General features: G+C 66.6%; 21 protein-coding genes and 2 tRNA genes. 7 read left to right on the top strand and 16 right to left on the bottom strand.

What is annotated here, in order from left to right; genetic code table 11:
• The first annotated feature begins 12 nt into the window (after positions 1–12).
• On the top strand, positions 13–1,983 hold the full coding sequence (locus BLU82_RS18295; RefSeq protein ID WP_157741103.1) for a hypothetical protein: 1,971 nt from the start codon (positions 13–15) through the stop codon (positions 1,981–1,983).
• A gap of 743 nt (positions 1,984–2,726) precedes the next feature.
• On the opposite strand, the gene BLU82_RS34235 is transcribed toward BLU82_RS18295, so the two are convergent.
• Positions 2,727–2,814: transfer RNA gene (locus BLU82_RS34235), tRNA-OTHER, on the bottom strand.
• A gap of 254 nt (positions 2,815–3,068) precedes the next feature.
• On the opposite strand from BLU82_RS34235, the gene BLU82_RS18290 reads away from it, so the two are divergent.
• The 3 genes from BLU82_RS18290 (at position 3,069) to BLU82_RS18280 (ending at position 4,502) form a co-directional block, all read left to right on the top strand.
• Positions 3,069–3,761 carry a recombinase family protein gene (locus tag BLU82_RS18290; protein WP_092622557.1) on the top strand — a complete coding sequence of 231 codons (693 nt, stop codon included), beginning with the start codon at positions 3,069–3,071 and terminating at the stop codon, positions 3,759–3,761.
• A 115-nt stretch (positions 3,762–3,876) separates the two neighbouring features.
• A complete protein-coding gene (locus BLU82_RS18285) occupies positions 3,877–4,215 on the top strand; it encodes a DUF732 domain-containing protein (RefSeq protein ID WP_092622556.1) in 339 nt (112 codons plus the stop codon).
• Positions 4,216–4,244: 29 nt separating this feature from the next.
• Complete coding sequence (locus BLU82_RS18280; RefSeq protein WP_092622555.1) at positions 4,245–4,502, top strand: hypothetical protein; 258 nt, start codon at positions 4,245–4,247, stop codon at positions 4,500–4,502.
• Positions 4,503–5,510: 1,008 nt separating this feature from the next.
• Here the strand turns inward: BLU82_RS18280 and BLU82_RS18270 are convergent.
• The 10 genes from BLU82_RS18270 to BLU82_RS18225 form a co-directional block, all read right to left on the bottom strand.
• On the bottom strand, positions 5,511–6,857 hold the full coding sequence (locus tag BLU82_RS18270) for a hypothetical protein (protein ID WP_092622553.1): 1,347 nt from the start codon (positions 6,855–6,857) through the stop codon (positions 5,511–5,513).
• Between the two features lie 12 nt (positions 6,858–6,869).
• Complete coding sequence (locus BLU82_RS18265; RefSeq protein WP_157741102.1) at positions 6,870–7,943, bottom strand: hypothetical protein; 1,074 nt, start codon at positions 7,941–7,943, stop codon at positions 6,870–6,872.
• A gap of 75 nt (positions 7,944–8,018) precedes the next feature.
• A complete protein-coding gene (locus BLU82_RS18260) occupies positions 8,019–13,247 on the bottom strand; it encodes a hypothetical protein (RefSeq protein ID WP_157741100.1) in 5,229 nt (1,742 codons plus the stop codon).
• An 87-nt stretch (positions 13,248–13,334) separates the two neighbouring features.
• Positions 13,335–13,535, bottom strand: coding sequence for a hypothetical protein (locus tag BLU82_RS18255; RefSeq protein WP_092622550.1), 201 nt, complete (start codon positions 13,533–13,535; stop codon positions 13,335–13,337).
• A complete protein-coding gene (locus BLU82_RS18250; protein WP_092622549.1) occupies positions 13,532–13,972 on the bottom strand; it encodes a hypothetical protein in 441 nt (146 codons plus the stop codon). The genes BLU82_RS18255 and BLU82_RS18250 overlap by 4 nt, the downstream gene beginning before the upstream one ends.
• Positions 13,969–14,178 (bottom strand): hypothetical protein, encoded by a 210-nt coding sequence (locus BLU82_RS18245; protein ID WP_092622548.1) that lies wholly within the window; start codon positions 14,176–14,178, stop codon positions 13,969–13,971. The genes BLU82_RS18250 and BLU82_RS18245 overlap by 4 nt, the downstream gene beginning before the upstream one ends.
• Positions 14,175–14,564, bottom strand: coding sequence for a hypothetical protein (locus tag BLU82_RS18240; RefSeq protein ID WP_157741098.1), 390 nt, complete (start codon positions 14,562–14,564; stop codon positions 14,175–14,177). The genes BLU82_RS18245 and BLU82_RS18240 overlap by 4 nt, the downstream gene beginning before the upstream one ends.
• A gap of 83 nt (positions 14,565–14,647) precedes the next feature.
• The gene (locus tag BLU82_RS18235) at positions 14,648–15,028 is read right to left on the bottom strand and encodes a hypothetical protein (protein WP_092622546.1); all 381 of its coding nucleotides are present in this window, start codon (positions 15,026–15,028) and stop codon (positions 14,648–14,650) included.
• 171 nt (positions 15,029–15,199) lie between these two features.
• Positions 15,200–16,111: a hypothetical protein gene (locus tag BLU82_RS18230; protein WP_092622545.1), complete on the bottom strand. Its 912-nt coding sequence runs from the start codon at positions 16,109–16,111 to the stop codon at positions 15,200–15,202.
• Positions 16,112–16,193: 82 nt separating this feature from the next.
• Positions 16,194–17,195, bottom strand: a complete 1,002-nt coding sequence (locus BLU82_RS18225; protein WP_092622544.1) for an AAA family ATPase — start codon at positions 17,193–17,195, stop codon at positions 16,194–16,196.
• A gap of 1,738 nt (positions 17,196–18,933) precedes the next feature.
• Here BLU82_RS18225 and BLU82_RS18220 point away from each other — a divergent pair.
• The 3 genes from BLU82_RS18220 to BLU82_RS18210 all read left to right on the top strand — a co-directional run bounded on the left by BLU82_RS18220 (position 18,934) and on the right by BLU82_RS18210 (position 20,406).
• A complete protein-coding gene (locus BLU82_RS18220; protein ID WP_092622543.1) occupies positions 18,934–19,185 on the top strand; it encodes a hypothetical protein in 252 nt (83 codons plus the stop codon).
• 86 nt (positions 19,186–19,271) lie between these two features.
• Complete coding sequence (locus BLU82_RS18215) at positions 19,272–19,484, top strand: hypothetical protein (RefSeq protein WP_172885642.1); 213 nt, start codon at positions 19,272–19,274, stop codon at positions 19,482–19,484.
• A 703-nt stretch (positions 19,485–20,187) separates the two neighbouring features.
• Positions 20,188–20,406 (top strand): hypothetical protein, encoded by a 219-nt coding sequence (locus BLU82_RS18210; protein WP_197682302.1) that lies wholly within the window; start codon positions 20,188–20,190, stop codon positions 20,404–20,406.
• On the opposite strand, the gene BLU82_RS18205 is transcribed toward BLU82_RS18210, so the two are convergent.
• The 5 genes from BLU82_RS18205 to BLU82_RS18185 all read right to left on the bottom strand — a co-directional run bounded on the left by BLU82_RS18205 (position 20,403) and on the right by BLU82_RS18185 (position 24,661).
• Positions 20,403–21,314 carry a tyrosine-type recombinase/integrase gene (locus tag BLU82_RS18205; protein ID WP_092622541.1) on the bottom strand — a complete coding sequence of 304 codons (912 nt, stop codon included), beginning with the start codon at positions 21,312–21,314 and terminating at the stop codon, positions 20,403–20,405. The genes BLU82_RS18210 and BLU82_RS18205 overlap by 4 nt on opposite strands.
• 84 nt (positions 21,315–21,398) lie before the next feature.
• A tRNA-Asn gene (locus BLU82_RS18200) sits at positions 21,399–21,474 on the bottom strand.
• 72 nt (positions 21,475–21,546) lie between these two features.
• A complete protein-coding gene (locus tag BLU82_RS18195) occupies positions 21,547–22,365 on the bottom strand; it encodes a sugar phosphate isomerase/epimerase (protein ID WP_092622540.1) in 819 nt (272 codons plus the stop codon).
• A complete protein-coding gene (locus BLU82_RS18190; protein ID WP_092622539.1) occupies positions 22,365–23,513 on the bottom strand; it encodes a dihydrodipicolinate synthase family protein in 1,149 nt (382 codons plus the stop codon). Before BLU82_RS18190 ends, BLU82_RS18195 begins: the two co-directional genes overlap by 1 nt.
• The gene (locus tag BLU82_RS18185) at positions 23,510–24,661 is read right to left on the bottom strand and encodes a Gfo/Idh/MocA family protein (protein ID WP_092622538.1); all 1,152 of its coding nucleotides are present in this window, start codon (positions 24,659–24,661) and stop codon (positions 23,510–23,512) included. Before BLU82_RS18185 ends, BLU82_RS18190 begins: the two co-directional genes overlap by 4 nt.
• Between the last annotated feature and the right edge of the window lie 435 nt (positions 24,662–25,096).

Raw genomic sequence — 25,096 nt, 5'->3', positions numbered from 1 at the left:
AGACTGCGCGGCATGATGAGACGATTCGCCGTAAGAACGGGGATCATCGCGGTTTCGACCGCGCTCGCGGCAGGCATGGTGCAGCCCGCATCCGGTACCGACGCGGCAGGCCCGGCCGATGAGGCACACGTCGCAGCGATCGAAGCCGGCATCGACAACCCCGGCTTCGAGGACGTCACCGCGGACGGCGCCATCGCCGGGTGGTTCCCGCTGACGTCACCGGCCTGCGGCACCACCGTGGAGCCGACCACCGAGGACGCGCATTCGGGTGAGCGCAGCGCGAAGCTCACCGACCCGACCGCCGGGGGCATCGTCTGCCTGCAGAGCTCGTTCGTCGACGTTCTCGGCGGGCAGGACGTGCGCGCCTCGGCCTGGATGCGGACGCTGTCCGGCACGACCGCCTGGCTGACGATCCGTTTCCACGACGACGCCGGGGCGCTCGTCGGCACCGCCGACACACGGCCCGGGACGCTCACGGAGTGGACCGAGCAGGTCGTGACGGCGAAGGCGCCGATGGGCGCCACCCGCATGCGGGTGATGCTCTACGGCGGCTCCACGACGGCCGGCGTGAGCCTGATCGATGACGTCACCCTCACCGGCCCTCGTGACGACTACGACCCCACGCTCTCGGGCGCTCATGAACTGTTCGTCGACGACTACCGGATCGCCACGAGGTCGCCCGACGTGGAGCGCGTCGTGCACCCGCCGCGGCGCAGCGCGCCCACGCTGACCGCGGACAAGCCGTGGGAGGCGAACAACTACGTCTACAGCAACACCGTTCTCTACAACCCCGACCTGCGGAAGTTCCAGGCCTGGTACGGCACCTTCAGCCTGGTCGACTTCCACAACTACGGGCTCTACGCCGAGAGCGTCGACGGCGTGCGCTGGACCAAGCCCGAACTGGGCCTGCACGAGTACCAGGGCTCGACGGCGAACAACATCTACTCCACGGACGCGCCGGGCACCGTGCTCTACGATCCCGCCGACCCGGATCCCGACCGCCGGTACAAGATGCTGGCGTTCAAGCCGAACCCGCGCGGCTACCACGCCTACACCTCGCCCGACGGCATCCACTGGACGCCGAACGCCGCCAACCCGGTGATCCCGAACGGCGACGTGCAGAACCTGGGCTACGACCCCTACGAGCAGCGCTACTACGCGATCACCAAGCAGCCGATGCCGCCCAACCAGCAGGGCGCCGAGAACCGGGTGCAGTTCATCTCGTTCTCCGACGACTTCGTGACGTTCACCGACCCGGTGGTGTCGCTCGAGGCCGACGTCCGCGACAAGGCTCAGGCCACGGCGAGCGGCGCCTCGGACATGCAGGTGTACAGCCTGCCGTCGTTCGCCTACGAGGGGATCTTCATCGGTCTTCCGGCCATGTACGAGGTCACCGGCACCGGCGTCCCGGGCAGCGGAGGCGACGGCACGATCGAGGTGCAGGTGGCCGCGAGCCGTGACCTCGACTCCGGCTGGAACCGTCCGTCGCGCGACCCGCTCATCCCGCGTACTGCCGCGGGCGATCGGGACGACGGCATGGTCATGGCCTCGTCGCAGGCCGTCATCGACGACTCCACGGTCCGGGTCTTCTACACCGGCTGGGACGGCACCCACGGCACCTTCGACCGCCGCACCACCACGTCGATCGCCACCTGGCGCCGTGACGGGTTCGTCTCCATGAGCAACGCCGGCGACCGGCCGGGGCTCCTGACGACCATGCCGGTGACGGTCGACGGGTCGTCGCTGCACGTGAACGTGGCGCCGTCGGCCCGTCAGGGCGGCGTGCGGGCCGAACTGCTGGACGAGAACGCCGCGGTCATCCCGGGCTACTCGCTGGCCGACTCGGTGCGCGTGCGCAAGGACACCCTGGACGGCGTGCTGGCGTGGTCGGGCAAGCGCGACCTGTCGGCCCTGCAAGGTCAGGAGGTGCGGATCCGGTTCGAGATCACCGGCGCCGACCTCTACTCGTTCTGGCTTCGCTGACTCAGGTCAACCCACGTGACCGCCATCGCTGCGGCGATGGCGGTCACGGCCGATCTTCGTGCGCTTGGTGGACTCCGAACTTGGGGAGCGATACCTGCCGGGTGAGGCTTGGAGTTGGACGCGCACTCACGTGATGGTGTCCTTCGTCGATCATGCTGACCAGGCGTTCCCCAACTCAGTCATGCTCGCGTGGGTCCGAGCTAGGACGTCTGGCGAGTCGCCCCGCGACCTGGAAGGTAGGCGGTCATGAAGAAGCCCTGGCGCGGAGCCACTACAGCACGCACCAGGGCTTAGCTGGGATCACTGGTGTTGACGCACCTAACCCAGCCATGACCAAGCCTACCCGTTGACGGGGAACATGGCTCAGTGTCATGCTGATCAGCTAACTACATCGGGAATCCGCCCGAAGTAGTCCAGAGATGGGCTACCGGGCGGACTGTTGACGCGGTCCACTCGGTGCCCTCAGCACTCAGGAGGAATCCTTAGTGAGCCACTACAGCAGGCGAGGACGTACGACGCTGGAGCGCTTGGAGAGGTTCCGCCGTCACACCAAGATCATGGGTCAGATCCTTCGGGATCTCTGGCCGTTGTTCGCGGTGGCGTTCTTGATTCGGATGTGACCTTGGGCCGGGCCGGCTCACCACCGGGCCGCCAGGGAGCGAACGGGGACTGGCGAGAGCCGGTCCCCTTCGTGCGTCAGGAGCCCTCCGCCCTTTCGGGCGTTTGCACTGGTCAGATGTCCTTGGCTCCCGCACCTGGACTCGAACCAGGAACCCTCTGATTAACAGTCAGCATTGCCCGAATGGCATGCTTACCTGCGGAAACGCAGGAATCGGGGGAGCGAGAGAACAACAGTTAGGAGCTGTGTCGTCGATCTTCGGATCTGAGGGAGGCGACATGCTCAGAAGACTGTTCCGGTGGCTTGACGATGACCCTATCTGGGACGGTTACGACCGTCCTAGCTACGCAGAGCACATCTGCACATGCCCCGGCGGCTCGGTTTCTCGCGGCAGCCACACGGACACTTGCCCTAAGTGCGGTGGCCGGGTCCGGTACATGAGCCCACACCCGAAGGACGTTCAGCGATGAAGCTCGTGGCCTGCCTCCGGGTGAGTAGCAACGGGCAGCTTGACGCCTACGGCCCGGACGCTCAGCGTGCGGACATCAAGGGCTGGGCCAAGGCCAACGGCCACAAGGTGATCTCCTGGCACCAGGACGCCATCTCTGGGGCCACCGATGCCGTGGACCGCCCTGGACTGTCCGCCGCCCTCCAAGACCTCGAACGCGCTGACGGCCTCATCGTGGCCAACCTGGGCCGCCTGGCCCGTGCCGTGACCACTCAGGAGGCGATCCTGGCCGCCGTGTGGTGCCGGGGCTACCGGGTGTTCACGGCTGACCAGGGCGAGGTCATGCAGGACGACCCGTCCGACCCGATGCGCACGGCCATGCGCCTGATGGTCGGGGTGTTCGCCGAGCTTGACCGCTTGATGGTGGTCAAGCGGCTCAAGGACGGCCGGGCGGCGAAGGCCGCCGCTGGCAAGAAGGCGACCGGCAGCTACGCGTTCGGGTACAAGGGCCACGGCAAGGGCCGGGATCGAGACGAGGTGCCCGACCCGGTCGAGCAGGTGACCAAGGCCCGGATCGTCGAGCTACGCCAGGCCGGCACCTCGTACCGCACCATCGCAGCCACTCTGGACCAGGAGGGGCGCAAGCCCCGGCGGGCCAAGCGGTGGTCGGCCATGACCGTGCGCACCATCTACGAGCGCGCAACTGCCTAGCCCACACGCAAAGAACGCCCCTTCCCAGCGTCAACCGGGAAGGGGCGTTCTGCGTCTCTGATGTGTCCGACCTGCGGAGTAGCGTGCAGGTCATCGTCATGAGCTGGGGGGCATCATGAGGGCACTGTGGATCATGGGGGTTGGCGTCGCCTTGGCACTGTCGGGATGCTCATCCGACGAGTACCGGCCGACAGTTGACCAGCAGGCCGATTACCTGAACGCACTTTCGCTCCTGGACCCCATCTGGTCGATGGCACTGCAGGGCGAACATGCGGACGTCGAGGCGATGCTCATCGATGCAGGCATCGAGGTATGCACGTGGTTCAGCAAGGGCGGGTCGGCGGATGGGTTCATGTCCGAGACGGCCCGCCAGGGCGCCCAGGCGGACGCATCCATCGTCACGGCGGCCGGTAGTGCCATGTGCCCGGACGAGAGTGTCGGAGCGTTCGACTAGAGTCGAACACTAGTTCTATTCTGGCTTTTATGGCAGGGCGGTACGCGAACGAAGAGCACCCACCGCAGGGTATCCCGGCGCGGAACCAGGACGCGATCCCGTGCTTCGTGCGGCTGGTCGACGCCGAGATCGGGGAGTTGTTCAAGGCCGCCACCGCGAGACGATGGACGACTACCCACGTCATGGTCAGCTTCGAGGTCCCCGGCACGTCGCCGTCCTGGCCTCGACAGGAGGTGTTGGCGTGGGTTCGTGCCGAGGACGTGCGCCGCGAGCTACGCCGCGACTAGGTCGGCCTCTTCATCGATGGGGTAGACCAGGGTGCTGACTTCCTCGACCCTGACCGCTTCGTCATGGGTGGGGCTCCCGCTGGAGCCCTCCCAGTCGTCCGGGTGCCACGTGAACGACACGAAGTTGCGACTGCCCTCGACCCTGCGACGCCCCTGCACCACGAGCCGTGTGGGCCAGCGGAGCCGGCCCAACTGGCCGGCCCAATCGCTCAGGTCGAGGTGCCATGCACAGACCCGCTCAGCAGTACTCGGGTCAGCCGAGCCCCAGCGCCACCGCCAGCCAGTCGAGCGCTCGTCTCCATCGTCCGGGGGTCCGCACACTGGGCACTCGGTCAGGCGTCCCAGTGTCAGTGGGCTCCATCGGTACTCGGGCACGGTTCTCCTCCTGGGCTTTCGGTGTGACAGTGAGCCGGTCGTGCCGGCATGAGATCGGCCGGCACAGCTCGGCGCAGACCACGACAACCCCGTCGTCCCGGACGGGGACGTTGAGGTAGTGGGCGTACGCCGCGATGGCTCTCGGCGGCATCACGAGTTGGCGGTTCATGAGTGGTCCCCCTGGAGGTCCAGGCGTCACGCTAAGGCGGGGGCAGACCCCCTGTTTCCGGCGCTCCGTGGGGCCAGAAACGCCTGGCAGGGCAGCCGGGTACGCGAGTACCCGGCGCCCTATTTCAGGGGGCTTAGCGTGACAACCGCGGCTTGGCTCGGTTGGCTGCCTGACGGCAGCTATCGGCGTGGTACTTGGCTGTCGAGCGGGAGGCAGTGAAGGTCTTCCCGCAGTGCGGTCCCTGACACGTCACCTCGTGCTGAGTGGCCGGGTGCCAGTGGTAGAGCCGGACGTCGGGGCACTTGGCCGGCTTGCAGTGCGGGGAACGATGCGTCTCGCAGTACTGGATGAGGTTCACGACTCGTCCTCATCGGCCGGGACGCGCTCCACGATGACCTGAGAGATGTCCACGTATGGCGCGGCACGCTCCACCGTGATCTGCGAGATGTCGACCTGCGGCGCGCTCATGCCGCCACCGCCGTAACGATCGGGACGGCGGCACAGTCGGCCCAGTCAACAACGCCCGTGATCTCAGCAGGGCTGAACTGATACGTGAACTCCGTGAAGGTGTCCCCGGAAGCGATGGCCTGAGCCGTGAGTGTCGCTCGAACCGTGCTGGCACCTTCAACGATCTGAACGCCCACGGTCGCGCTGGCGGCATCCTGCCGCCTGGCACGCACGCGGATCAGGACGGTATCCCCGGAATCGGGGTCGGTCAGCTCGGACAGGTCAACACGGCAGTCCTCGTCGGTCGGGTTCTCGGGGCTGACGATGTAGGTGGCGTCCGTCCCATCGGACAGCGCCTGCCACGCAGTGGCGGCGCCGACAAAGGTCCAGCCAGCGACATCCACGTCAGCAACGGGAACCGCGATGTCCTCAGCGCCGGTCACCGTGATGGTGACCGTGTCCGCCGGGGACGGAACGCTGCTGACGTCCTCGACCACCAGACTGAAGACCAGCACGGAGCTGGCGGCCGGAGCGGTGAAGGTCGGGTTTTCGGCCGTGTCGTCGTTCAGCGTGACAGCGGTGCCCGAGGTCTGCGTCCACTGGTAGGTGAACGGTGCGCCCGCTCCGCCTGAGGCGGAGCCGTCAAGGTTGACGACAGCGCTCGCGGCGACGGACTGATCCGGGCCGGCGTTGGCCGTGGGCTGGGCCACGGCTGTGCCGATGAGAAGGGTGATGGACTGACCCTGAACGTTGGACGACGGCGTGGCGAGCCGACCGGATACAGCACCCGCACCGGAGACTGTCTCGTCTGCGGTCATGTGGAGGCCCTGGCGGGTACCCCCGGCCACAGCGTTAGTGCAGCACACGTCTACGCGTTTGGTCGTGCTGGCGTGCGCCGTCCAGGTGATCGGCGAACCGGTGACAGAGGCAGCGGAGATGACGCCGTACATGTGCTTGGCGATGCACGGCTGAGTTGCCGTTGCACCCGGCGAGGTCACCGTCGAGACGCTGCCTGACGCGGGGTAGCTGACCGCGAAATCCAGCACGTCATCGTCGTCGTACGCCTCGCAGGAAACGGCCCACGGGGAGCTAGACGGAATGGTGAGCAGGATAGTGTCACCGGGGTCCAGCGCGCCGCCGGATGTGACCGTGCCCTTGTAGACCTCGATGCGACCGGCGGATTGAGTAGTGCCAGATGACTCGGTAACCAGGGTCAAACCAGAGGTGACGCTCGTGACCTCATCCGCCTGGAGGGTGACCGTGACGATGAGCAGGTCACCCGCCGAGGCGGCTGCCGGCACCAGGACGGTGATGCCTGGAACATCGGAGCCGCCGATGTTGGTTTCTGCTGCAATGAAAGCCATTGAATTATGTCCTTACCAGGGGGCGCCGTTGTCGGCGTAGACGTTGGTTTCATCCATGTCGAATTCACCGAGATTCCCGGCCGCGGCTACGCCGCTCTCTCGGTGATCGCGAAGGGATTTACAGTGCCGTAGAGCGGCCCAGCCTGAATCAGATACCAAGCCGTCAGAGGGTGGCGTGACGCCACCTCTCCAGCCACTCGGGCCGATGATTCCGTAACTGCCACCGGACAAGGCGACATTCTCGAATAGCATCCGGTTGATCTGTGTTTGCAGGGTCGAGCCGTTCTGGATGCAGGCAGAGCCGATATGCTGGCCGACCTCGGCATTGAAGCCGGCGTTCGGCCCGAAATAGCCGCTGATATGTCCATCACGGAAGATCGCGGTTCCGTTGGCGTGAGTGACCTGCATGCCGCCGACGTGTGAGGTTCCGCTGCCTCGCGTGTAGTCCATGAACCTGAACCGCTCGATCAGCACGTCCCGCGTGTGGAGCAGGGCGGATGCTCCGCAACCTCGGACGAGCACGCCAGACAGCCGAATGGGACCGCCGATGATCCCGCGCTGCGTGTATGGGTTGGCGCTGGCGTTGAAGACGTAGCCAGGCTGGGCCGCCTTGCCCAGGATGGTGATGTGCTTGAAGTGCGGACGCTTGCCGGCGGGCGGCAACACGGAGGAGCTGGACCACCACGCCTCGATGCCGTAGCCCGTGCCTACCGTGGAGCCATCGGTGGCCCCGATAGCGGCATCGCCATAAATGACGATGTCCTCACCCACGACATCACCCCAGAAGGGCTCGTTCATCTGTAGGCGAGAATTGATCAGTACGCCGTCCAGGCGACCGGTATTCATCGCCCTGGTGCGGGCCTGGGCCGGAGTTAGAACCTCCAGGGCCTCGGTCGGGATGCGGCAGCCGGGCGACATCGCTAAAGGGTCAATGAAGGCTGTCGGGTTCCGCACGTAATCCGACAGAGGGCCACCCGAGAACGGAATGTCCAGAGGGCCGTCAGGATCGATCGGTGCTCCGCCCCTAGGCGGATCGCCGCCCGAAATACGGCGCCATGCACCGTCGTAGCGAACGCTGGTACCCATTGAGTTCCTTAATGAGGGCATGGGAAAGGCCCGGACGCACGAAGCGTTCCGGGCCTTGCGGTTGGGGGTTTGTGGTTATAGACCTGAACCGAGGGTCATGGAGTGGTTGTCGAGGAAGCGGTCGTAGACCTCGGCGAACATCAAGTTCTCCTGCTTCAGCTCACCGACCTTGACGTGGTAGGCGTACAGCAGGTCGAGGTTGGACTCAGCCTCGATGTTGCGGGAGCCACCGAGCATGGACCGGGCGTCAAGCTCGGCACCTATCCGGTCGTGCCAATCCACGAACTCTTCAAGCCCACGCCAATCCGGCCGGTCCGGAGCGTCCCCGGAGTCGATCAGGCGGCGGACCGAGTTGACGATTCCGTAGGACTTGTCGGTGTCGAAGGCGGTCATGGCCTCGCGCCAGCCGTCGTAGCGTGTGGCGATGTCATCGCGGAGGATCGCCTTTAGCTGCTTCAGGTCCCCAGCTCCACGCTGTTCGACGGAGCGAAGGCCCCTGGCCGACAGCTCGGCGTCGATCTTGTTGTTCCAGTACTGCCACTCCGACCAGCCCTTGCGCTCCTCAGCAGCGGCTGCGGCCGCTTCGGGACCGAGCGGTGACCGCTGTGTGGTGGAGTCGAGGCCAGAGATCGGCGTCTCGGACTGATGCCGGTAGACCTGATAGTTGAACTCGTCCGTCTCGGTGCCCAGGCCCACCAGGAGCAACCCCAGTTCGGGGTTGCGCTCGATGAGGGCCTTGTACTTCTCGGACTGCTTGAACCCTGACGAAGTGGCCGGGACGCCAGTGTGGTTCTGCGTGGTGCTCTGCCACCACATGTACTGGTCATCGCCGAACTCGTTGAGGTACGTCAGGAACGCCTTGTCGTCGTACCCAAGCTCGGCTTGGATCTTGTTCGCCTGGTCGATGTAGAACTGACCCTTGACCTCGGGCGTGAACGACGCCGGGGACATGAACCGGGCCACGATCCAGGCAGCCTGAGCGCCCTTGGCGATGTCCAGGGACTCTTGCGCTTCCGGCTTCGGACCCTGCCGGCCGGAGGCCTCCCAGTCGGCTAGGCGCTGCTGGTGGACTCTGGTGAGCATCTGCCGGTTGAACACCGGATCGTCCGCACCCTGGAGGTAGCGGAGCGTCTGCTGCTGCCAGGCAGCAGGGAGGAACGTCTCCTTGAGCCCGACCGGCCCCAGGGGCGTGAGGTACTTCGTCAGGAACGAGCTGAAGGAGTTCTCATCGGCAAGATCCGGATGGTCCTTGAGGTACCACGAGGCGGCCACCTGAACGAAGGGATGCGTTCCCGGCAGCCACCAGGGGTTGCCCTGGATGACGGTGTTCAAACCGTTCTTGTTGATCTTGAAGTCTGAGAAGACCTCAGCCGCGGCGCTCTGGTCACCAGGCATCAGCTTGTCGAAGAACCTCAGCGAGTCATCCGCCCACGGCACGCGGATGTAGTCCAGCGACCCATGGTCGGGGTCGTCCTTGCCGAGGCCGTTCGCGTCAACGAACTCGACGAAGCCGGTGTCGTCGATCTGCTGCCACCCGTTCGCGTAGAGCCTGACGAACTGCTCGGGCCGCTCGGAGAGGATGCGTGCCCAGCGGATCAGCGACTCCTGCCACGCGCCCATGAACACCGTGAGGTGTCGAAGGTTGTGCGTGAGGCCGGTCATCTCGTCGCCTGCGAACATGTAGCGCCGGGTCTGCCTCAGCGCATACTCGCGGGCCTGGCGCTCCATCGTCTGGAGCGTCGCCTTCTCCACGAACTCATCGGCACCCAGGGTGTCCGCCGCCGCCTTGAGCCGGTTCTTGTACATGCGGTTGAAGAACGGATGCCGCACGAGCGCATCCGTCGGCAGGGTGGCCAGGAAGTTGTACGTCTTGTCCCTGGCGCCGCTGAGCATCTGGGACAGGCGACCACCCACCGACATGTCGACGGCGTTGGAGTCCAGCGCCTTCGGGGCATCCATCGGACGCGAGTCGATGATGCGCTGAAGATCCAGCTCCGTGATCTCCTCGCCGGAGATCACCCTGGCCCGCAGAGCCTCAGTCGGCAGCAGGGCATTCAGGTGGTTGTCCAGCTCCGTTTCCCAGACGTAGGGCTGGGCACTACGCCACGGGATGCGGCTGGCGTGCTCCCTGCCCTCACCCTTGACCCACGTGTCGAGGGACTTGCCTTCGAGCCTGGCCCGGACGGCGGGGTCCTGGCGGAGCTGGTCGTTGATGATCCGCAACCACGTCGCGGCGTGGTCCTGCTCACCGATGGTGGAAGACACTCCACGGCCGGCCTCAGTTCGCAGGCGCCGAAGCTCCGACTCGTAGGTCGAGGTCATCACGCGGTGGAACGGGGCGCTCGACGCGACCGAACGGAAGTTGTCGCCGTAGCCCCGCTCGAAGGCTCCGGTGTGCTGGAGCTTCGCGCCCTTGACGCCCTTGACCGTCCCAGCACGGGAGCCGATCTGGTCGATCGTGCTGAACAGGTTGGCGTAGCGGGCGCCACGGCGGCCGATGCCGACCTGAAACCCACCCTTGACCGGGGTCACGGTCAGCACGCCGTCAGCGTGCGACAGCAGGTCCGAGTGCTCTTCGGCGTAGCGGGCGATGCCCGCGACGTCCGGGACCACGGCGTCATCCAGTTCAAGCCGGGTGACCGTACTCAAATCTCGAGATTTGTTGCTGGCCACATCGAACGCGAACGGCTGCCCGCCGTCGGCCGCAGTCTGAAGCTTGGACACCACGGCAGGAGCGCGAGGCGGGCGCTTGCCACTGGCGCCGGCAGCCAGGCGCAACCTGTTGTACTTCTCGACCGGGGTGAGGTTCTTCTCCACCGACTTGAGCCGGTCGGGGTTGACCTCGTAGACCCACTCAGTACCCTCGCGGACCATGAGCGGGTTCTGCTGCTGGCGACGCCGGTAGCGTCGCCGCTCTGCCCGGTTCCACGTCCGCGACACCCGGTTCAGCGTGCGAGGCGCGAGGTTGGCCATGCCGATGAGACCGGCCTTGGCCATGTCTGGCAGCGCCAGGAGCGAGTTAGCAGCAGCGACGGCGCGCAAGCTCTCGTCAGCCACGTTGCGCACCACGTAGCCGCCACGGAACAAGACCATCGGCTTCCAGTACTGAGCGAACAGGTTGTACACCCAGTCGGCCTGCTCACCCTTGCGGGCGAGCTGACCCCGAAGCCCTCCCGCGTGCTGCGTGAGGATGTTGTCGAGGGCCTTCAAGTCCATAGGCATGAAGGTGTTCTGGAGCTGCGTCAGCGTCAGCGGGAGTTCGATGGTCTCTTCGGCGCCGTTGTTCGAGTAGCGGTACTTGATGGTCTCGCCCTCAGCAGCCGCGCTGTAGGCGCGGTTCTCAGCGCCCTGGCGCTCGATGTCGCGGAACAGCTCGTGTCGACGCCGGTTGTACATGGAGGCGATAGCGCGGGCCTCGTCACCGGTCAGGCCGTGCTTGGCCGCCACGAGGTCAATGCCAGACATCTCCACCTGAGCGGCCACCGCCCGGCGCTGGACGTCGTTGGAGGCGCTTGCCGCGTGGTTGGTGAGCTTCCGGTGCCAGCCGTCCAGGTCGAGGTTCCCGCCGTTCGCGGCGATGACCCGTTCCAAACCCTTGTTGCCGGCGATGGCGCCGGCCTCGGTCAGGTAGGCCGCCGACTCCTGGTAGATGTTGCGGCTGAGGTCCATGACCCCAGGCCGGCTCCGCAGAGCCGCCAACGGGTACTTGAGTACGGTCGCCACCCGACCATGCGGACCCGAGCGGTACGTGTGCGAGGCGGTGTCGACGATGGAGCCGGTAGCCGTGGGAACGACGTTGGTCGAGGCCCCCGCGATGCGGTCGTCCAGGCTGTTGATGAACCGGCCGTAGGACTCGTACTCCTCCAGTTGCGCATGGAGACCTTCGCCCTCGCGGCGAAGGGTCGCGATGTCCTTCTGGGCGTTGAACGCACGGTCGTACGCCTGGAAGCCCGAGATGTTCGGGTCGGTCAGGGCATCCTCGAAGCGAGTCTGAGCAAGCCTGACCTCATCGTCCAGGGCGGGGAGGCTCTTGTTCTGCAAGACGTCGATCTGGTCTGCGATCTGCCGGCCGGGGTCACCGAACGCGACCCGCAGCTTGTCCATCGACGTTGGGCTGCCGAGGATCGCTCCGACGCCGTGATAGAACACGTCGTCGTCGAACTCGTCCACGTAAGCCAGGTTGTCAGCGTCCCACTTGCGCGCCCGAGACAAGTCGTAGAACAGAGCCGCGGCTGTGGGGTCCGTGCGGAAGGCACGGACGTTCTCGATCAAGTCCGTCTGGTCCATCTCGCCGGCCCGGACTTGGTCACGGAGCTGGCCGATCCGCTCACGGAGCTGGAGGGAACGCTGGGCCACCGGATTCCAGGCGCGGCCTCGCAGGGACTCCAGGGCGTCATCAGGGGCGCTGACAATGCGGCGCATGGTGGCCGCGCTCCCGCGCGGCATCCGGTCCAGGTCACCCACGATGGTGGCGCGCATGCGACCGGCACCAGCGGTGGCCACGGTCAGCGGGTCGAGGAACCATTCCTGCATGAAGTCCGCGGTTCCGCTGACGAAGTTGTAGGCGGTGTTGCTCTGGCGCAGTTCCCGGTAGTTCGCGTCCAGCGGCAGGCCATCCTCACCGAAACCGGCCTCGTACGCCTGCTCGCGCATCTCGGGGTCGGTGAACATGTCCGCCACGGACTGACCAAAGGTGGCGTCCTCCGTGCGGTGCCACGCCTCTTCGTACGTGGTGCCATCCAGGAGGGCTTCGAAGCTGTCCGACCACGACTCGTTGCGCTGGGCCTCGTCCAGGATGTTCCCGAGCTGGAGCGGGGTGGAGAGACCCCGCTCAACCGGGGTGGCGACGTACTTGTCGTACTTCTCCAGGCCCTCGCCGGAGATCTCCCGCGCGCGGTCCTGGGCATCGCCGTAGCCAAGGAGGTCGGCCTGCCATTCGTTGGCCGACTCCAGGCCACCCTTGACCGCACCGAGGGCATCACCGACAGCGCCGAAGGCCGAAGCCGTCGTGTCACGGATGCGGTCGAAGATGGTCCGCTTCTTGGGGCCACGGACGCGCGAGGTCAGGTCATCGAACCAGCCGAGCATGCCCTGAAGCTGCTGCTGGCGCAGCGCCTCGTCCTCAGAGACGGTTTGCATGGCGTTTAGCGCAGCCTGACGCTGCGACGGCGTGAGGCTGGTCATCGTGCCGATATCGTGCGCGACGCCGAAAAGCGGCTGACGCTGGACGGGGGAAACGGTGGCAGCGGCGGCTTCGCCGACCCTATTCGCCCACCAGGTGCTAGATCTGTTCATCATGTCCATTCCGGAATGGCCGAGGCCCAGGGTCGGCACAATCGCCAAGAACCCTGGGCCTCGGAACCCCACACCCGTCGATGTGGGGTCAAGCCATTAGTAGTTGTGTTCGCCTGTCAGCTCTTCGAGGATTTCCTCAACCGTCGCCTGTGGCGGCTCGTAGCCGAGCGCTTCGAGAAAGCGTGCCTGTCGCCAAGCGTCTTGCTCGAATGCCTCGCGTTGGTCGCCTTTGGCGATCTCACGCAGTCGCTTCCGCTCCTGCATCTTCGCGTACTCGACCTCGAACGAGTAGGTCACTTCTTAGCGGCCTTCGCCTTGACGCCTTCAATCTCAGCGCGGGCGAGATCGAGGAAGTGCGCCTTCTCCTGGGCGGCAGCCTCCTGCTGGAGCGCAACGGCCCGCTCGACAATCTCGCGTTCCTTGGCGGCCTTTGCGCGCTCTTCCGCTTCGACTGCCTGGCGCTCCTCTTCCTCGCGCCGAACCGCCTCACGCTGCTTCACCAGATCGGCCCAGCGTTTCGGCCATGAGGTGTCGCCGTGGTCGGCGACCTCGATCACCATCGGCTGGTAGCTCCGGAGGTCGGAACCGGACCGCAGCCAGTGATCAAGGTTCGCGTGGGCGTGGGCGGCGTAGGCCCTGGCCTCTTCGGCGGAGGCGAACCCGCCGACCGCTTCGGTCTCGATCTTGTCACCACGGTTGCCGTGCGGCGGCGCAACGATCACTGCGAACGTCATGCGGTCACCGCCTTGCAGGTCAGGATCTCGTAGGCCTCGATGCCGGCTTCGACCTGATCCCACAGCCGGGCCGCCTCGCGGGCGGCCTGCATCTCGGACATCAGCTCGTAGTAGCGATCCCGCTCTACGCCAGTCAGGCGCCGACGCCACGCCGCCTCGTCGAACGGCTCGGGGGTCGCACCAAGGTCGATCGTCACCGTGGTCACCGGAGCTGGCTCCCAGCGTTGCCCGACCGCTCAAGCGCGGCATAGAAGGACTCCTTCGAGTCCGCCTGGAGGGCTTCGGTCATGCCAGCCTGACGCTGGGCAACGACCTGCTCCGTCGTTAGCCGCGAGGGCGCTGCGGCACCAGCCAGGACCGCGTTCAAGTCCTCGTACGACTTGGCCTCGGCAACCTGCTGCCGTAGCGCGGACTCATCCACGGCCGGCGTGGCGACCTGCTGTTCGACGGCCGCTGTCTCAGGCGCCTGAGCCTGGGTGCGGAGTCGCTCAAGCTCAGCGTTCGACGCTTTGAGCTTGTCGGCCAGCCATGCCTCGTCGTCGGTCTGGGCTTCCCAATCAGACGGGATGTCCGGAATCTGGTACTCGGTCACTTCGTTCTCCTTGGGGTCCATGTGGGGTCTGGTTGCCGGGCGCCTGGACCCCACACCACGGGCGCCCGGCAAGTTCTTGGGGTTCAGTCCTGGGCGGCGGTGTCCCCGCTGGATGCGGGGGCCGCCTCTTCCCTGGACTGTCGTTCTGCGCGGAGCTGGTAGTTCTCCACAAGCGCCTCTTCAAGACGCGATTCAAGAGCCCGGTAACTGGCCCTCATGAGGTCGCATGCTTCGAGCATTTCGTCACGTTGCTTCTTGTGCTCGTCGCGATGCGTCATGCACTCACGCAGTGCCGCCTTCAATCTCCCGACTCTCTCAGTGAGGCGACCGATCTCCTGCCTGAATTTGCGCTTGCTGGCGTCGTCCGCGAGATCTCGGACATCCAATGGCGTCCCGTGGTCGGAATCCCTGGGTGAATCGCCAGCATTCAATTCGCCTTCGGTCATCGTCGTCACGTCGGTCATTGGCTTCTCCTCATTGGTTGCCTGAGTAACGCACGGAGGAATGCGCACCCGCTCATGCCGGTAACTTGATACTCACCGCAGGGCCGGCCAATCCGCAGTGGAGCCTGTGGAAATGAAGAAGCCCGGCCGAAGCCGGGCTTTCCCCTTCACTCTACTGGGTGACGAATTGCCCTACGTTTCACCGAAAGGCAAGTCATTCTCGGCAACAAACTTTGTGACCTTGGTCTCAGCTGTCCGAATGTGGGATCTCGCAGTGTCCTTGTCAATCCCATTCCATTCAGCAATGTCCCTGAATGGCTTCTTCTTTCCCGAGGCGTATCGGTCCGCCAGCAACCGGCGTTCGTGTGTGGTCAACGTCGCCAGCGCAGCGGCGAGCACATCACGCTCGCGCTGCGTCTCGTACCGCTCAGCGGTAATCCGGGTCCAGTACGGCTTGGCGTGCTTGTCGGCCGGGTGAAGCCGGCCGATCAGGTACCGGTCACCCGTGATGGACGTGATCCACACCGGGGATTCGACCCAACGACCGCCGACGCGGATCACGTCGAAGTCCCGCCGGGTGCCTGCCGGGATGACCTCGCCGGCATCGGTGAGGATCGCGTTGATGGCGGCTGTGTTTGTCGCGTGGTGGATGACGTGGCGGCGGTAGAGGGGGTCTGGCTCGCGTCCGTCCTCGATCGTGTCCGCCTCGCCCGTGGCGTAGGCCCAGCCGATCTCGACGTCCGACAAGGCGCCTGCATCATCCCAGGCTCCCTCGTCAGGGATGCGTACCCGCAGGTTGCCCATTCGCGGGTGCTCCGCCTGACAGGCTTCCCGCATCTTGCGCTTGAGCGCCCGCCGCAGGAAGCGGGCGGGCTTGCCCTCGTCGGCCCATCGGGCGAACTTCTCCGGGCTGCGCTCGATCCACATGAGGCCCTGCTGTGCGGCGTCGCCGGGGTCGACGTCCTCGACCTTGCGAGCCGCGGCGATGATCGCGCGGACCAGACGGCGACGGAACGTGTCGGAGGCTTCCGGGAGCACGGTTCGCAGCCATCGCTCGACAGCTGGCCACAACGTGACCTTGTCCTCGCCCAAGGGCTCACTCATTCAGTTCTCCATTGGCTTCAGGTCTGGCTACGTATCGGCCGGGGTGGCTACCGGCTGCATTCACAGGGGTGGTGCTGGAGGATCAGGCGGCAGCTTCGGAGGGCTTCCTCCACGTCGCGACGCTTTGAAGCGTCGGACCGGCCTGCACGGGCTGGCCGTTGCCGCCCAATAGGTACAGGTCCTTGAACACGCCGCGCTGGAGTGCCTTCTTCCATGCCTCTGTGTTGCGAGGTTCCTCGCCCTCAACGCCAACCTCCGCGAGGTGGCGCGCAGCGGCATTGACGCTCATGAACGTCTGCCCCGCGTCCAGGACAGCGCGAGCAATCCGCACCATCGAGTCCGGACGAGTGACCTCCTGCTCGATCCTGCTGACCTTGCTCGACGACGCCGAACCGGCAACGGTGAAGAAGGCGCCGTGCTCGCCGTCTCCCTCGGGAACGTGGATCGTTGTCACGCTGAACGGGTCGACGTCGTTGCCCTCCACGATGAGGTCACACTTGCGTGTGCCGGACTGGCGCTCAACGCGGATCAGGTGCCGCGCCCAGCCCTCGATGCAGCTGGCGCCCATCGGCGTCGTCTTGGGCTGTCCGGACTCGCCGGCCTTGCCCTGGTGGTGGATCAGGAGCACGGCAATGCCCCGGTCCACGAGCATGTCCAGGTGGTCAAGCACCTCGCCCACGGCGGCATCGTCATTGACCGAGCCCCGAGAGAGCAGCCGCTTGAGGTTGTCGACGATCACCAGGCCGATGCCCTCGCCCTGAGCCCAGTCCGCGAAGGCGGACCACCAGGCATCGTCCTTCCCCGGCCGCACCGTGGAGACCAGGAAGTTGGCGTCAGCGGGCAGGAGTTCCACACGGCGGCGCGTCTGTCGGTTCTGCCCAGGGTCTAACCCAAGGAACAACACCCGACGCTGTTGCGTCGGCTTACCAAGCCACGGCGATCCAGTGGTGACAGCGGCGGCGATGGAGATGGCGTAGTACGACTTCCCCGCCTCGGGTCGCCCGTACAAGAGCGTGGCCGATTCGTGCACCAGTTCACCGATGATGAAAGGCGGCTCGTCAGGGATCTCGATGTCTCTCACCATGACAGCCTCCAGCGGTCCCAACAATGTGTTCCCCGTTTCACAATGGGCGCGCTCGACGGCGCGCCTCTGATCAATGACGAAGAGCTGATAACCGGGAGTGATCAGGCCGGGATGTGCAGAATCCCGTTCAGCACAACAGAGCGCCGATGCTCGTGGTTACACCCCGGAACCCGGCAAGACGACATGTTCACACTGCGAGCCAGAACGGCTCGCAAAGGGCCGCGCTCATAGCTCTGCTTGCCCATGACAACCTCCCCCGATTTGCTCTCAATAGAATTGTCCCATGCGGTGATTAGCGCTTGCAAGCTAACGACTCCGGACCAGGAACTAAGAACATGCACTCTGGATTCGACCTGCGGGAATGGTGCTGGGACATGGGACACCGCCTATAGAGAACCTGTCCTTGTCCCAAGGCTCGCTAGCTCGCCTACGGCTCGCCGCGCTCGCACCTAGAGCCATGCCCCGGCGCATCGCGGGGCCGGCGTACGCCGAGGCCGCTGCCCGCCGCCGCATGGTCACCTAAGCCTTAATGCTGGGAGCCGAGGGCGCTTGCGCCCGTAGGCGACCCCAGAGCCATGGCCAAGGTCTAGCCTCCGTCTGCCAGGACCCGCCGCGCGCTGACCGGCGTACGCCGGGCGCTGGACGGCGCCACCAGGAGTCCTAGGCGCGGACCCGACTCCGTCGGGGTCCGCTTGCAGCGACCAGAGAAAGGAGAAGGTCCGGGCCAAGGGGTCGGGCGTAACCGCCCTCCCCAGACTTAGCGCTTGGACCAGGCCCTTGACCTAGCACCTCGGCAAGGGCTGCCGCCAGGCAGTCCCCTAGGGCCAGGCTCCTTGCTCGGTACCCTCGGCTCTTCGGCCGCCGCTGGCGCGACGACCTCAGAGCCTCGGTGACCATGGCCCATTCTCTTCATCCGTCGCCGCTGAAAACTACGCCGACGAGATCGGCGTTGAGTACCGAACGCTCCTGGATTACCGCCGCGTGGCGATTGCTTACAGATCTTCCGAACGTTCGGAAGATCTCCCATGGAGTGCCCACCAGGTTCTAGGACGGGCGCAAGCCCGGCCGTCCCTAGAGCCAGGAGCCCCGATGCGGGGTCTGTTGGGGGCCTAGATGCGGGGGTTCAGGGCCAAGGATTACTACCCCCTAGTTTGTACCCTCTTTGGTACCCGGTATTTGCACCCCCTACCACCCAGTTTGCAGGGCATATTGCGGGGCTGTTTAACGTGTGGACCACGGGGCCAGAAACCCAAAGTTTGACGCACATTTGGAAGTGCCCTCAGTATGTAGAGCGCGGGCCGGGATTAAGCATCGGGGGGTCAAGATCCTGCCAAAAGTGGCAGAAAACCCCTGGTCAGCGGGCGACACGCCGCGCGACACGCCGAGAACGGAGCCAGAACGCCAGGCCAGGGCGACGCTGGACCCACAGGTTCACTTACACCCCTGGTCACGGGCCTAGGCCCTCTATGTGCCGGCAAGTGGCATGACAGTAGCGTCAAAGCCTACGCTCATGACACCCGATGCAGGGGTATTGAGACTGGTTATCAATATTCCTGGGTGCATGGCGCAACGCGCCCACCATTATTTGTACGCGTAAGAGGCTACGCGCCCGTACATTCAGCCCTTCTAGCACCGCTGACCTGCTGCCATGAACTCGTAGGCGTCTAGTACTAGACAGGTCGGCGCATGGTGTGCTTGTCTAGTCCTAGACAGCAACACACCACCGCAGGAGGACATCATGGCCAAGCACATCAACACCGCAGACACCTTCGACGCTGACGCCTACTACGAGAGCTGCTGGGGCGGCAAGCCTGTCCTCTCCTGGACCGAGTGCCTGGCCATGCTGCCCGCCGACGAGCGGGCCGCGCACGGGTCCGAGGACGACGGCGAGCTGGCTCAGATCATGGCATCGATCCGCGAGATGGAGGCCGAGCTGGACAGCATGAACGCCGAGATCGCCGCAATCGAGCGCAGCCGGGCTGCCGTCTGAGCGCAAGGGATCGGGACCGGGCAGAGGCTAGCTGCCCGGTCCCTTGCTTGTGACGATAGCTGAGCGGGGGTGACACAATGACCGACGTGCCAGACGACCAGCTCATGCGCGAGGTTCGACGCCTGGCCACCGAGCGCGAGGCACTGACACGCAAGCGGGCTGAGGTCACGGAGCAGCTTCGAGCTGCCACCGTGCGACTGGTCCAAGCGGGTGAGATCTCAGAATCTCAGGCTGCCGCCCTCGCGGGCGTCAACCGCAACACGTTACGCACATGGTTGGGCAAACAGGACTGGCTGTAGCCCGCGTTTCCCCGAACCCGTTGCCTGACTCCTGCCGGTGGGTGCCACGATCTCCCAGCCTCGGGGGGCATCCATCAACGACAGGGGAGAACTCCGTGCTTGACGTTCTGCGGCCTACGGCGGGCGGGCCTGCTCAACGATGACCTGGTGTCCATGGCCCGCGAGAAGGCGGCCAGTGAGGGCATGGACCTGCCCACCCTCATGCATCACATGCTCGCCAGGGTACGTGGTCAAGGAGGGCTGTGGTTGCGAGCCGTGCGACCACAAGCGCGTCATCACGTGGCAAGAGTTGGTGGCCATCATGACTCCCGAGGAGCGCCGCATGTACGGCGTTTGACGCCAGGCGTTCGCCCCTTGGCCTGCGCCGTCGATGTCGGTTGCGAGCGCTATGCAACCTCTGTCACGCTTTGTGTGTGAGCACAACGTGGACCAAGCCAGGCCGCCCCGTGGCGGTTCTGCGTTGCTCTGCGTGCGGCCGGTTCGCCGGCCGCGTGTGGGACTGCGGGTCCATTGAAGGCTCTCGTCGCTGTGAGCACGACGCACCGTTGCGTCGCCAGCGGCACACGCATCACTGACCACGAGGCTTAGCGGATCAAGGCTGGAGTCGCGCCCAGCATCCTGCGCATGAGGCCGGTGCGCCTACCCGAGAGGGAGGCGCGCCAGCATGGCCGCACCCAAGACCCTGACCCCGGAGCAGCGCACCATGAGGGCACGTTTGGCCGCCCACGCTAGGTGGAGCAGGGAGGCCAACCGCACGGCGAACGCCAGGCGGGGTCAGGATGGCCTGCTGGCCCGGTTCGAGCGCGAGGTGGACCCCGACGGCCTGTTGCCCGAGGGCACCCGCCGCAAGCTCGCAGAGAGCGCCAGACGCAAGCACATGACGAGCCTGGCGTACAAGTCCAGCCGCGCCCGAGCGGCCTAGAGCCGGTCGCCGGGGGAGAGCCTGCGATGAGCCGTGTGCGCCCGTTCGTCAGCGGCGCTGGCACCGTAGCGCGCCACCATCGCGGGGGAGCGCCAGCCAGTCAGGCGCATCAGGTCGTTGCTGTCGCCGCCGGCCGCCTTCCACTGGTGACTGAACGTGTGCCGGAACCGGTGTGCGTGGAGGTCGGGTACACCGGCCTGGGCTCCTCGGCGCTTGAGCATCTGCTGGATGCCGCTGTCGGTCATGGCTCCCTTCTGCCCGAGCCAGAACGGAGTGACCATCTCTCCGTCGCGCTCGACCACGAGACGAGCTTTGGGATGCTTCGACCGCTCCCTCAAGTAGCGGTCGAGCGCCTGACCAGTCCTGGCCCCGAAGGGGACCGCACGACCCCGGTTGCCCTTCCCCACCACGTGGATCACGTCGTGCACGTCCAGGTCCACATCGTCCAGCGACAGTCGCGCCATCTCGGCGCGGCGTATCCCGGTGTCGAGGAAGAGCCGGATCATGGCGTGGTCGCGCCGGCTCTCGAAGTCCTTGCCTCCGGTGGCCTTCAACAGGGCTCGCAGCTCGGCCTCAGTGAGGATCGGCACGGGGGCTTCGGGGACCGAGGGTTCGGTCATCTTGGCCATGGGAGAGCGCTCGATGTAGTCCTCGTGGACCATCCAGTTGAAGAACCGCCGCAGGTTCCGGTAGCGCACACTGGCAGTGGTCACCTTGTGCCGGGAGAGCTGGTCCTCGATGAACGTCTCGACGTGCTCGCGAGTCATGGACTCGAAGTCGACGCCGGGGTAGAGGGCTGCCAGCAGGTCGGCGGACTCAGCGTAGGACTGGATGGTCCGATCAGAGCGCCTGGCGATGCGCAGCGAGCGGGTGAACGACCGCAGGAGTGCCTTGTTGGCGTCCGTCATAGACGCTAAGTTAGATGCTGTGACGACGGCATGCAAGACCAGCGCTCCTGCCCTCTTCGGGCATTTGCGCTGGTCAGTTGTACTTGGCTCCCGCACCTGGACTCGAACCAGGAACCCTCTGATTAACAGTCAGATGCTCTGCCAATTGAGCTATGCGGGATCGGCGAACCGAACGTTCCGGCCGACGCTGAACTTTAGCAGGCGAGGGGGTCCGGTTCCCAATCGGTTCGGGTCAGCCGAGGACGTGTTCCTCGTAGCGCTTGCGCATGAGGGCGACCACCTCGTCGGGGTCGGCGGCCCAGAGGTCGGCGTTGAAGATCTCGACCTCGATGGGGCCGTCGTAGCCGGCCGCCTCGACCAGCCGGCGGAAGTACCGGAAGTCGATGTGGCCGTCGCCCATCATGCCGCGCGACAGCAGGGCGTCGGCGGGGAAGGGGGTGATCCAGTCGCAGACCTGGAAGCTCGAGATGCGCCCCGCCGAGCGGGCGATGGCGGCCTCGACGACCGGGTCCCACCAGACGTGGAAGGTGTCGACGACGACGCCGACGGAGGACGGGGCGAAGGGGGCCGCCAGGTCCAGGGCCTGGTCGAGCGTCGACAGCACGCCGCGGTCGGCGCAGTAGAGCGGGTGCATGGGCTCCAGCGCCAGTTGGACGCCCGCGGCCTCGGCGTCGGGGACCAGCGCGCCGATGCCGTCGGCGACCCTAGCCCGTGCGCCGGCGAGGTCCCGCGACCCGTCCGGCAGCCCGCCGACCACCATGACGAGGCAGTCCGCGCCCAGGAGCGCGGCCTCCTCGATGGCCCGCCGGTTGTCGTCCAGGGCGGCGTCGCGCTCGGGGCCGGGGAACGCGGTGATGAACCCGCCCCGGCACAGCGACGACACCCGCAGCCCGGCGTCGGCGACCATCCGGGCCGCCGCCGCGACGCCGCACGACTGCACCGGCTCGCGCCACAGCCCGATCGAGCCGATGCCGGCCCGGACGCACCCGTCGACGGCCTCGGCGACCGACCACCGCTCGGTGGTCCGCTGGTTCAACGACAGCCGGTCCATCACACCACCCCGTAGGCCGACAGCAGCGACGTGAACCGGGCGGCCGCGAGCCCCGGGTCCGGGAACAGGCCGGCCGCGTCGGCCAGCTCGAACGTGCGCACCAGGTGGGGGAGCGACCGCGCACTCTGCAGCCCGCCGACCATGACGAACCCCGGCTGCAGGCCGGACAGCCAGGCGAGGAACGCGATGCCGGCCTTGTAGTAATAGGTGGGCTCGCCGAACACCTGACGGGCCAGCGGGACGGTCGGCGCGAAGGCGGCCTCGTAGGCGGCGACGTCGCCGCGGTCCAGCGCCTGCAGCGCCGCCGACGCCGCGGGGGCGATGGCCGCGAAGATCCCGAGCAGCGCGTCGGACGAGCCGCGGATCAGCTCCGGGTAGTGGTAGTCGTCGCCGGTGTACATCCGGACGCCGGCGGGCAGCCGCGACCGCAGCGCCTCCTCGAACGTGGCGTCCAGCAGCGACACCTTGATGCCGTCGACCTTCGCCGCGTGGTCCTCGATCAGCGCGATGACGTGATCGGCGGCGGCCGAGGCGTCGGCGTCGCCCCAGTAGCCGGCCAGCGCGGGGTCGAACATCGGCCCCAGCCAGTGCAGGATCACCGGCGCCGACGCCTGCTCGAGCAGCCGGTCGTAGACCTTGCGGTAGTCGTCCGGGCCGGTGGCGACGGCGGCCAGCTGGCGGCTGGCCATGACGATGACCTGCGCGCCGGCGTCCTCGACGACGCCGAGCTGCTCTTCGTAGGCAGCCACGACGGCGTCGAGGGACGCGGTGCCGGTGAGCTGGTCGGTGCCCGCGCCGGCCGCGATGCGCCCGCCCGCGGACCGCGCATCGGCCGCGCTGCGCCGGATCAGCTCCTGCGTGGCCGCCCAGTCCAGGCCCATGCCGCGCTGCGCGGTGTCCATCGCCTCGGCGACGCCCAGCCCGTACGACCACAGGTGCCGCCGGAACGCCAGCGTGTGCTCCCAGTCGACGACGGCGGGCGCGCCGGGCCGGTTCTCGCCCAGCGGGTCGGCGACGACGTGCGCGGCGGCGAACGCGACCCGCGACGCGAACGGCGCGGCCGGCCGCGTCCACGCGCCCGGCGTGTTCATCGTGTACGTCCGCAGCTTGCCGTCCGCGCCGGGCAGCCGCAGCTCGAGGCCGGTCACAGCGTCAGCTCCGGCAGCTCCACCCGGCAGCCGTCGTCGGACGACTGCAGCCCGGCCTGCGCGAGCCGCACCCCGCGGGCGCCGGCGAGGAAGTCGTACGGGTGCGGGCCGTCCTCCACGACGTGCCGGACGAACTGCTCCCACTGCGCCTTGAAGCCGTTCTGCGGCGGCGCGTTGTCGGGGACGTCCTGCCACTGCTCGCGGTAGCGCTGCTCGTCGGCGAGGTCGGGGTTCCACGTCGGCCGCGGCGTCGCGGTGCGCGGCTGGATGACACAGTGGTGCAGCCCGGCGACGGCGCTGCCGAGCGTGCCGTCGACCTGCAGCTCCAGCAGCTCGTCGCGGTGCACGCGCACCGCCCACGACGAGTTGAACTGCGCGACGACGCCGCCGGCCAGCTCGAAGATCGCGTACGCGGCGTCGTCGGCGGTGACGTCGTAGCGCCGGCCGTGCTCGTCCCACCGTTCCGGGATGTGTGTGACGGCGCGCGCGGTGACCGCCTCGACCCGGCCGAACAGGTTCGTCAGCACGTAGTCCCAGTGGCAGAACATGTCGACGACGATGCCGCCGCCGTCCTCGCTGCGGTAGTTCCAGCTGGGCCGCTGCGCCTGCTGCCAGTCGCCCTCGAACACCCAGTAGCCGAACTCGCCCCGCACCGACAGGATGCGGCCGAAGAACCCGCTGTCGATCAGCCGGCGCAGCTTCAGCAGCCCGGGCAGGAACAGCTTGTCGTGCACGACGCCGTTCTTCACGCCGGCCGTCTTGGCCCGCTTCGCCAGCGTCAGCGCGCCCTCGACGGTCTCGGACACCGGCTTCTCGGTGTAGACGTGCTTGCCGGCGTCGATCGCCTTGACGATCGCCTCCTCGCGCACGGAGGTCAACTGGGCGTCGAAGTAGACGACGTTGGCGGCGTCGCCGAGCGCGGTGTCGAGGTCGGTGGTCCACCGTTCCAGACCGTGCCGCGTCGCGATGTCGCGCAGCTTCTCGTCGCTGCGGCCCACCAGGAGCGGGTCGAGCGTGACGCGGGAGCCGTCGGACAGCTCGACCCCGCCCTGCTCGTTGATCGCGAGGATCGACCGGACCAGATGCTGCCGGTAACCCATGCGGCCGGTGACGCCGTTCATCACGACACCGAGCGACTTGACTGCCATGCCACCTCCTGTGGAAAGCGCTTGCCCACACACCGTACGGCGTGGCGGCGCGGGCGCGCAACCTCTGGTGCGACGGGGATGTCGCCAGGTGGCAGGCGGTTCGGGCCGAATTCGTCGTGTCATCTGGCCAAATAGGGAAGGCGCTTACCCGGTGATGGGCGGGAAATCCGGGGACGGCCCGGGCGTGGCGCTCCGGTCGGTCTGGCGTCGCGTGCTGGTCTGCCGTGACGCGAAACGATCGATATCGGCTCGTGCTCGCGACGGGAGACCAGGACGTCACGCCAGACCAGGACGCGGAGTCCCGTGGTGCGGCCGGTGCGGTGGCGGCGCGGCCGACTCCGCACGTCGCACCATCCACGCCCGACGCCAAGTTGAGCTTGGAGAAACCGCGGAACCAATCGGGCGAATCGGGCGGAAACTCGCCGCTTGCTCCAA

Origin of the sequence: Jiangella sp. DSM 45060, from assembly GCF_900105175.1 — a bacterium.
Lineage (GTDB): Bacteria > Actinomycetota > Actinomycetes > Jiangellales > Jiangellaceae > Jiangella.
This window is presented reverse-complemented; position numbering and strand designations above follow the sequence as displayed.

Coding starts and splice junctions, on each gene's coding strand:
- BLU82_RS18295 (WP_157741103.1), top strand. CDS start 13: ATGATGAGACGATTCGCCGTAAGAACGGGGATCATCGCGGTTTCGACC.
- BLU82_RS18290 (WP_092622557.1), top strand. CDS start 3,069: ATGAAGCTCGTGGCCTGCCTCCGGGTGAGTAGCAACGGGCAGCTTGAC.
- BLU82_RS18285 (WP_092622556.1), top strand. CDS start 3,877: ATGAGGGCACTGTGGATCATGGGGGTTGGCGTCGCCTTGGCACTGTCG.
- BLU82_RS18280 (WP_092622555.1), top strand. CDS start 4,245: ATGGCAGGGCGGTACGCGAACGAAGAGCACCCACCGCAGGGTATCCCG.
- BLU82_RS18270 (WP_092622553.1), bottom strand. CDS start 6,857: ATGGCTTTCATTGCAGCAGAAACCAACATCGGCGGCTCCGATGTTCCA.
- BLU82_RS18265 (WP_157741102.1), bottom strand. CDS start 7,943: ATGGGTACCAGCGTTCGCTACGACGGTGCATGGCGCCGTATTTCGGGC.
- BLU82_RS18260 (WP_157741100.1), bottom strand. CDS start 13,247: ATGGACATGATGAACAGATCTAGCACCTGGTGGGCGAATAGGGTCGGC.
- BLU82_RS18250 (WP_092622549.1), bottom strand. CDS start 13,972: ATGACGTTCGCAGTGATCGTTGCGCCGCCGCACGGCAACCGTGGTGAC.
- BLU82_RS18235 (WP_092622546.1), bottom strand. CDS start 15,028: ATGACCGACGTGACGACGATGACCGAAGGCGAATTGAATGCTGGCGAT.
- BLU82_RS18230 (WP_092622545.1), bottom strand. CDS start 16,111: ATGAGTGAGCCCTTGGGCGAGGACAAGGTCACGTTGTGGCCAGCTGTC.
- BLU82_RS18225 (WP_092622544.1), bottom strand. CDS start 17,195: ATGGTGAGAGACATCGAGATCCCTGACGAGCCGCCTTTCATCATCGGT.
- BLU82_RS18220 (WP_092622543.1), top strand. CDS start 18,934: ATGGCCAAGCACATCAACACCGCAGACACCTTCGACGCTGACGCCTAC.
- BLU82_RS18210 (WP_197682302.1), top strand. CDS start 20,188: ATGAGGGCACGTTTGGCCGCCCACGCTAGGTGGAGCAGGGAGGCCAAC.
- BLU82_RS18205 (WP_092622541.1), bottom strand. CDS start 21,314: ATGACGGACGCCAACAAGGCACTCCTGCGGTCGTTCACCCGCTCGCTG.
- BLU82_RS18195 (WP_092622540.1), bottom strand. CDS start 22,365: ATGGACCGGCTGTCGTTGAACCAGCGGACCACCGAGCGGTGGTCGGTC.
- BLU82_RS18185 (WP_092622538.1), bottom strand. CDS start 24,661: ATGGCAGTCAAGTCGCTCGGTGTCGTGATGAACGGCGTCACCGGCCGC.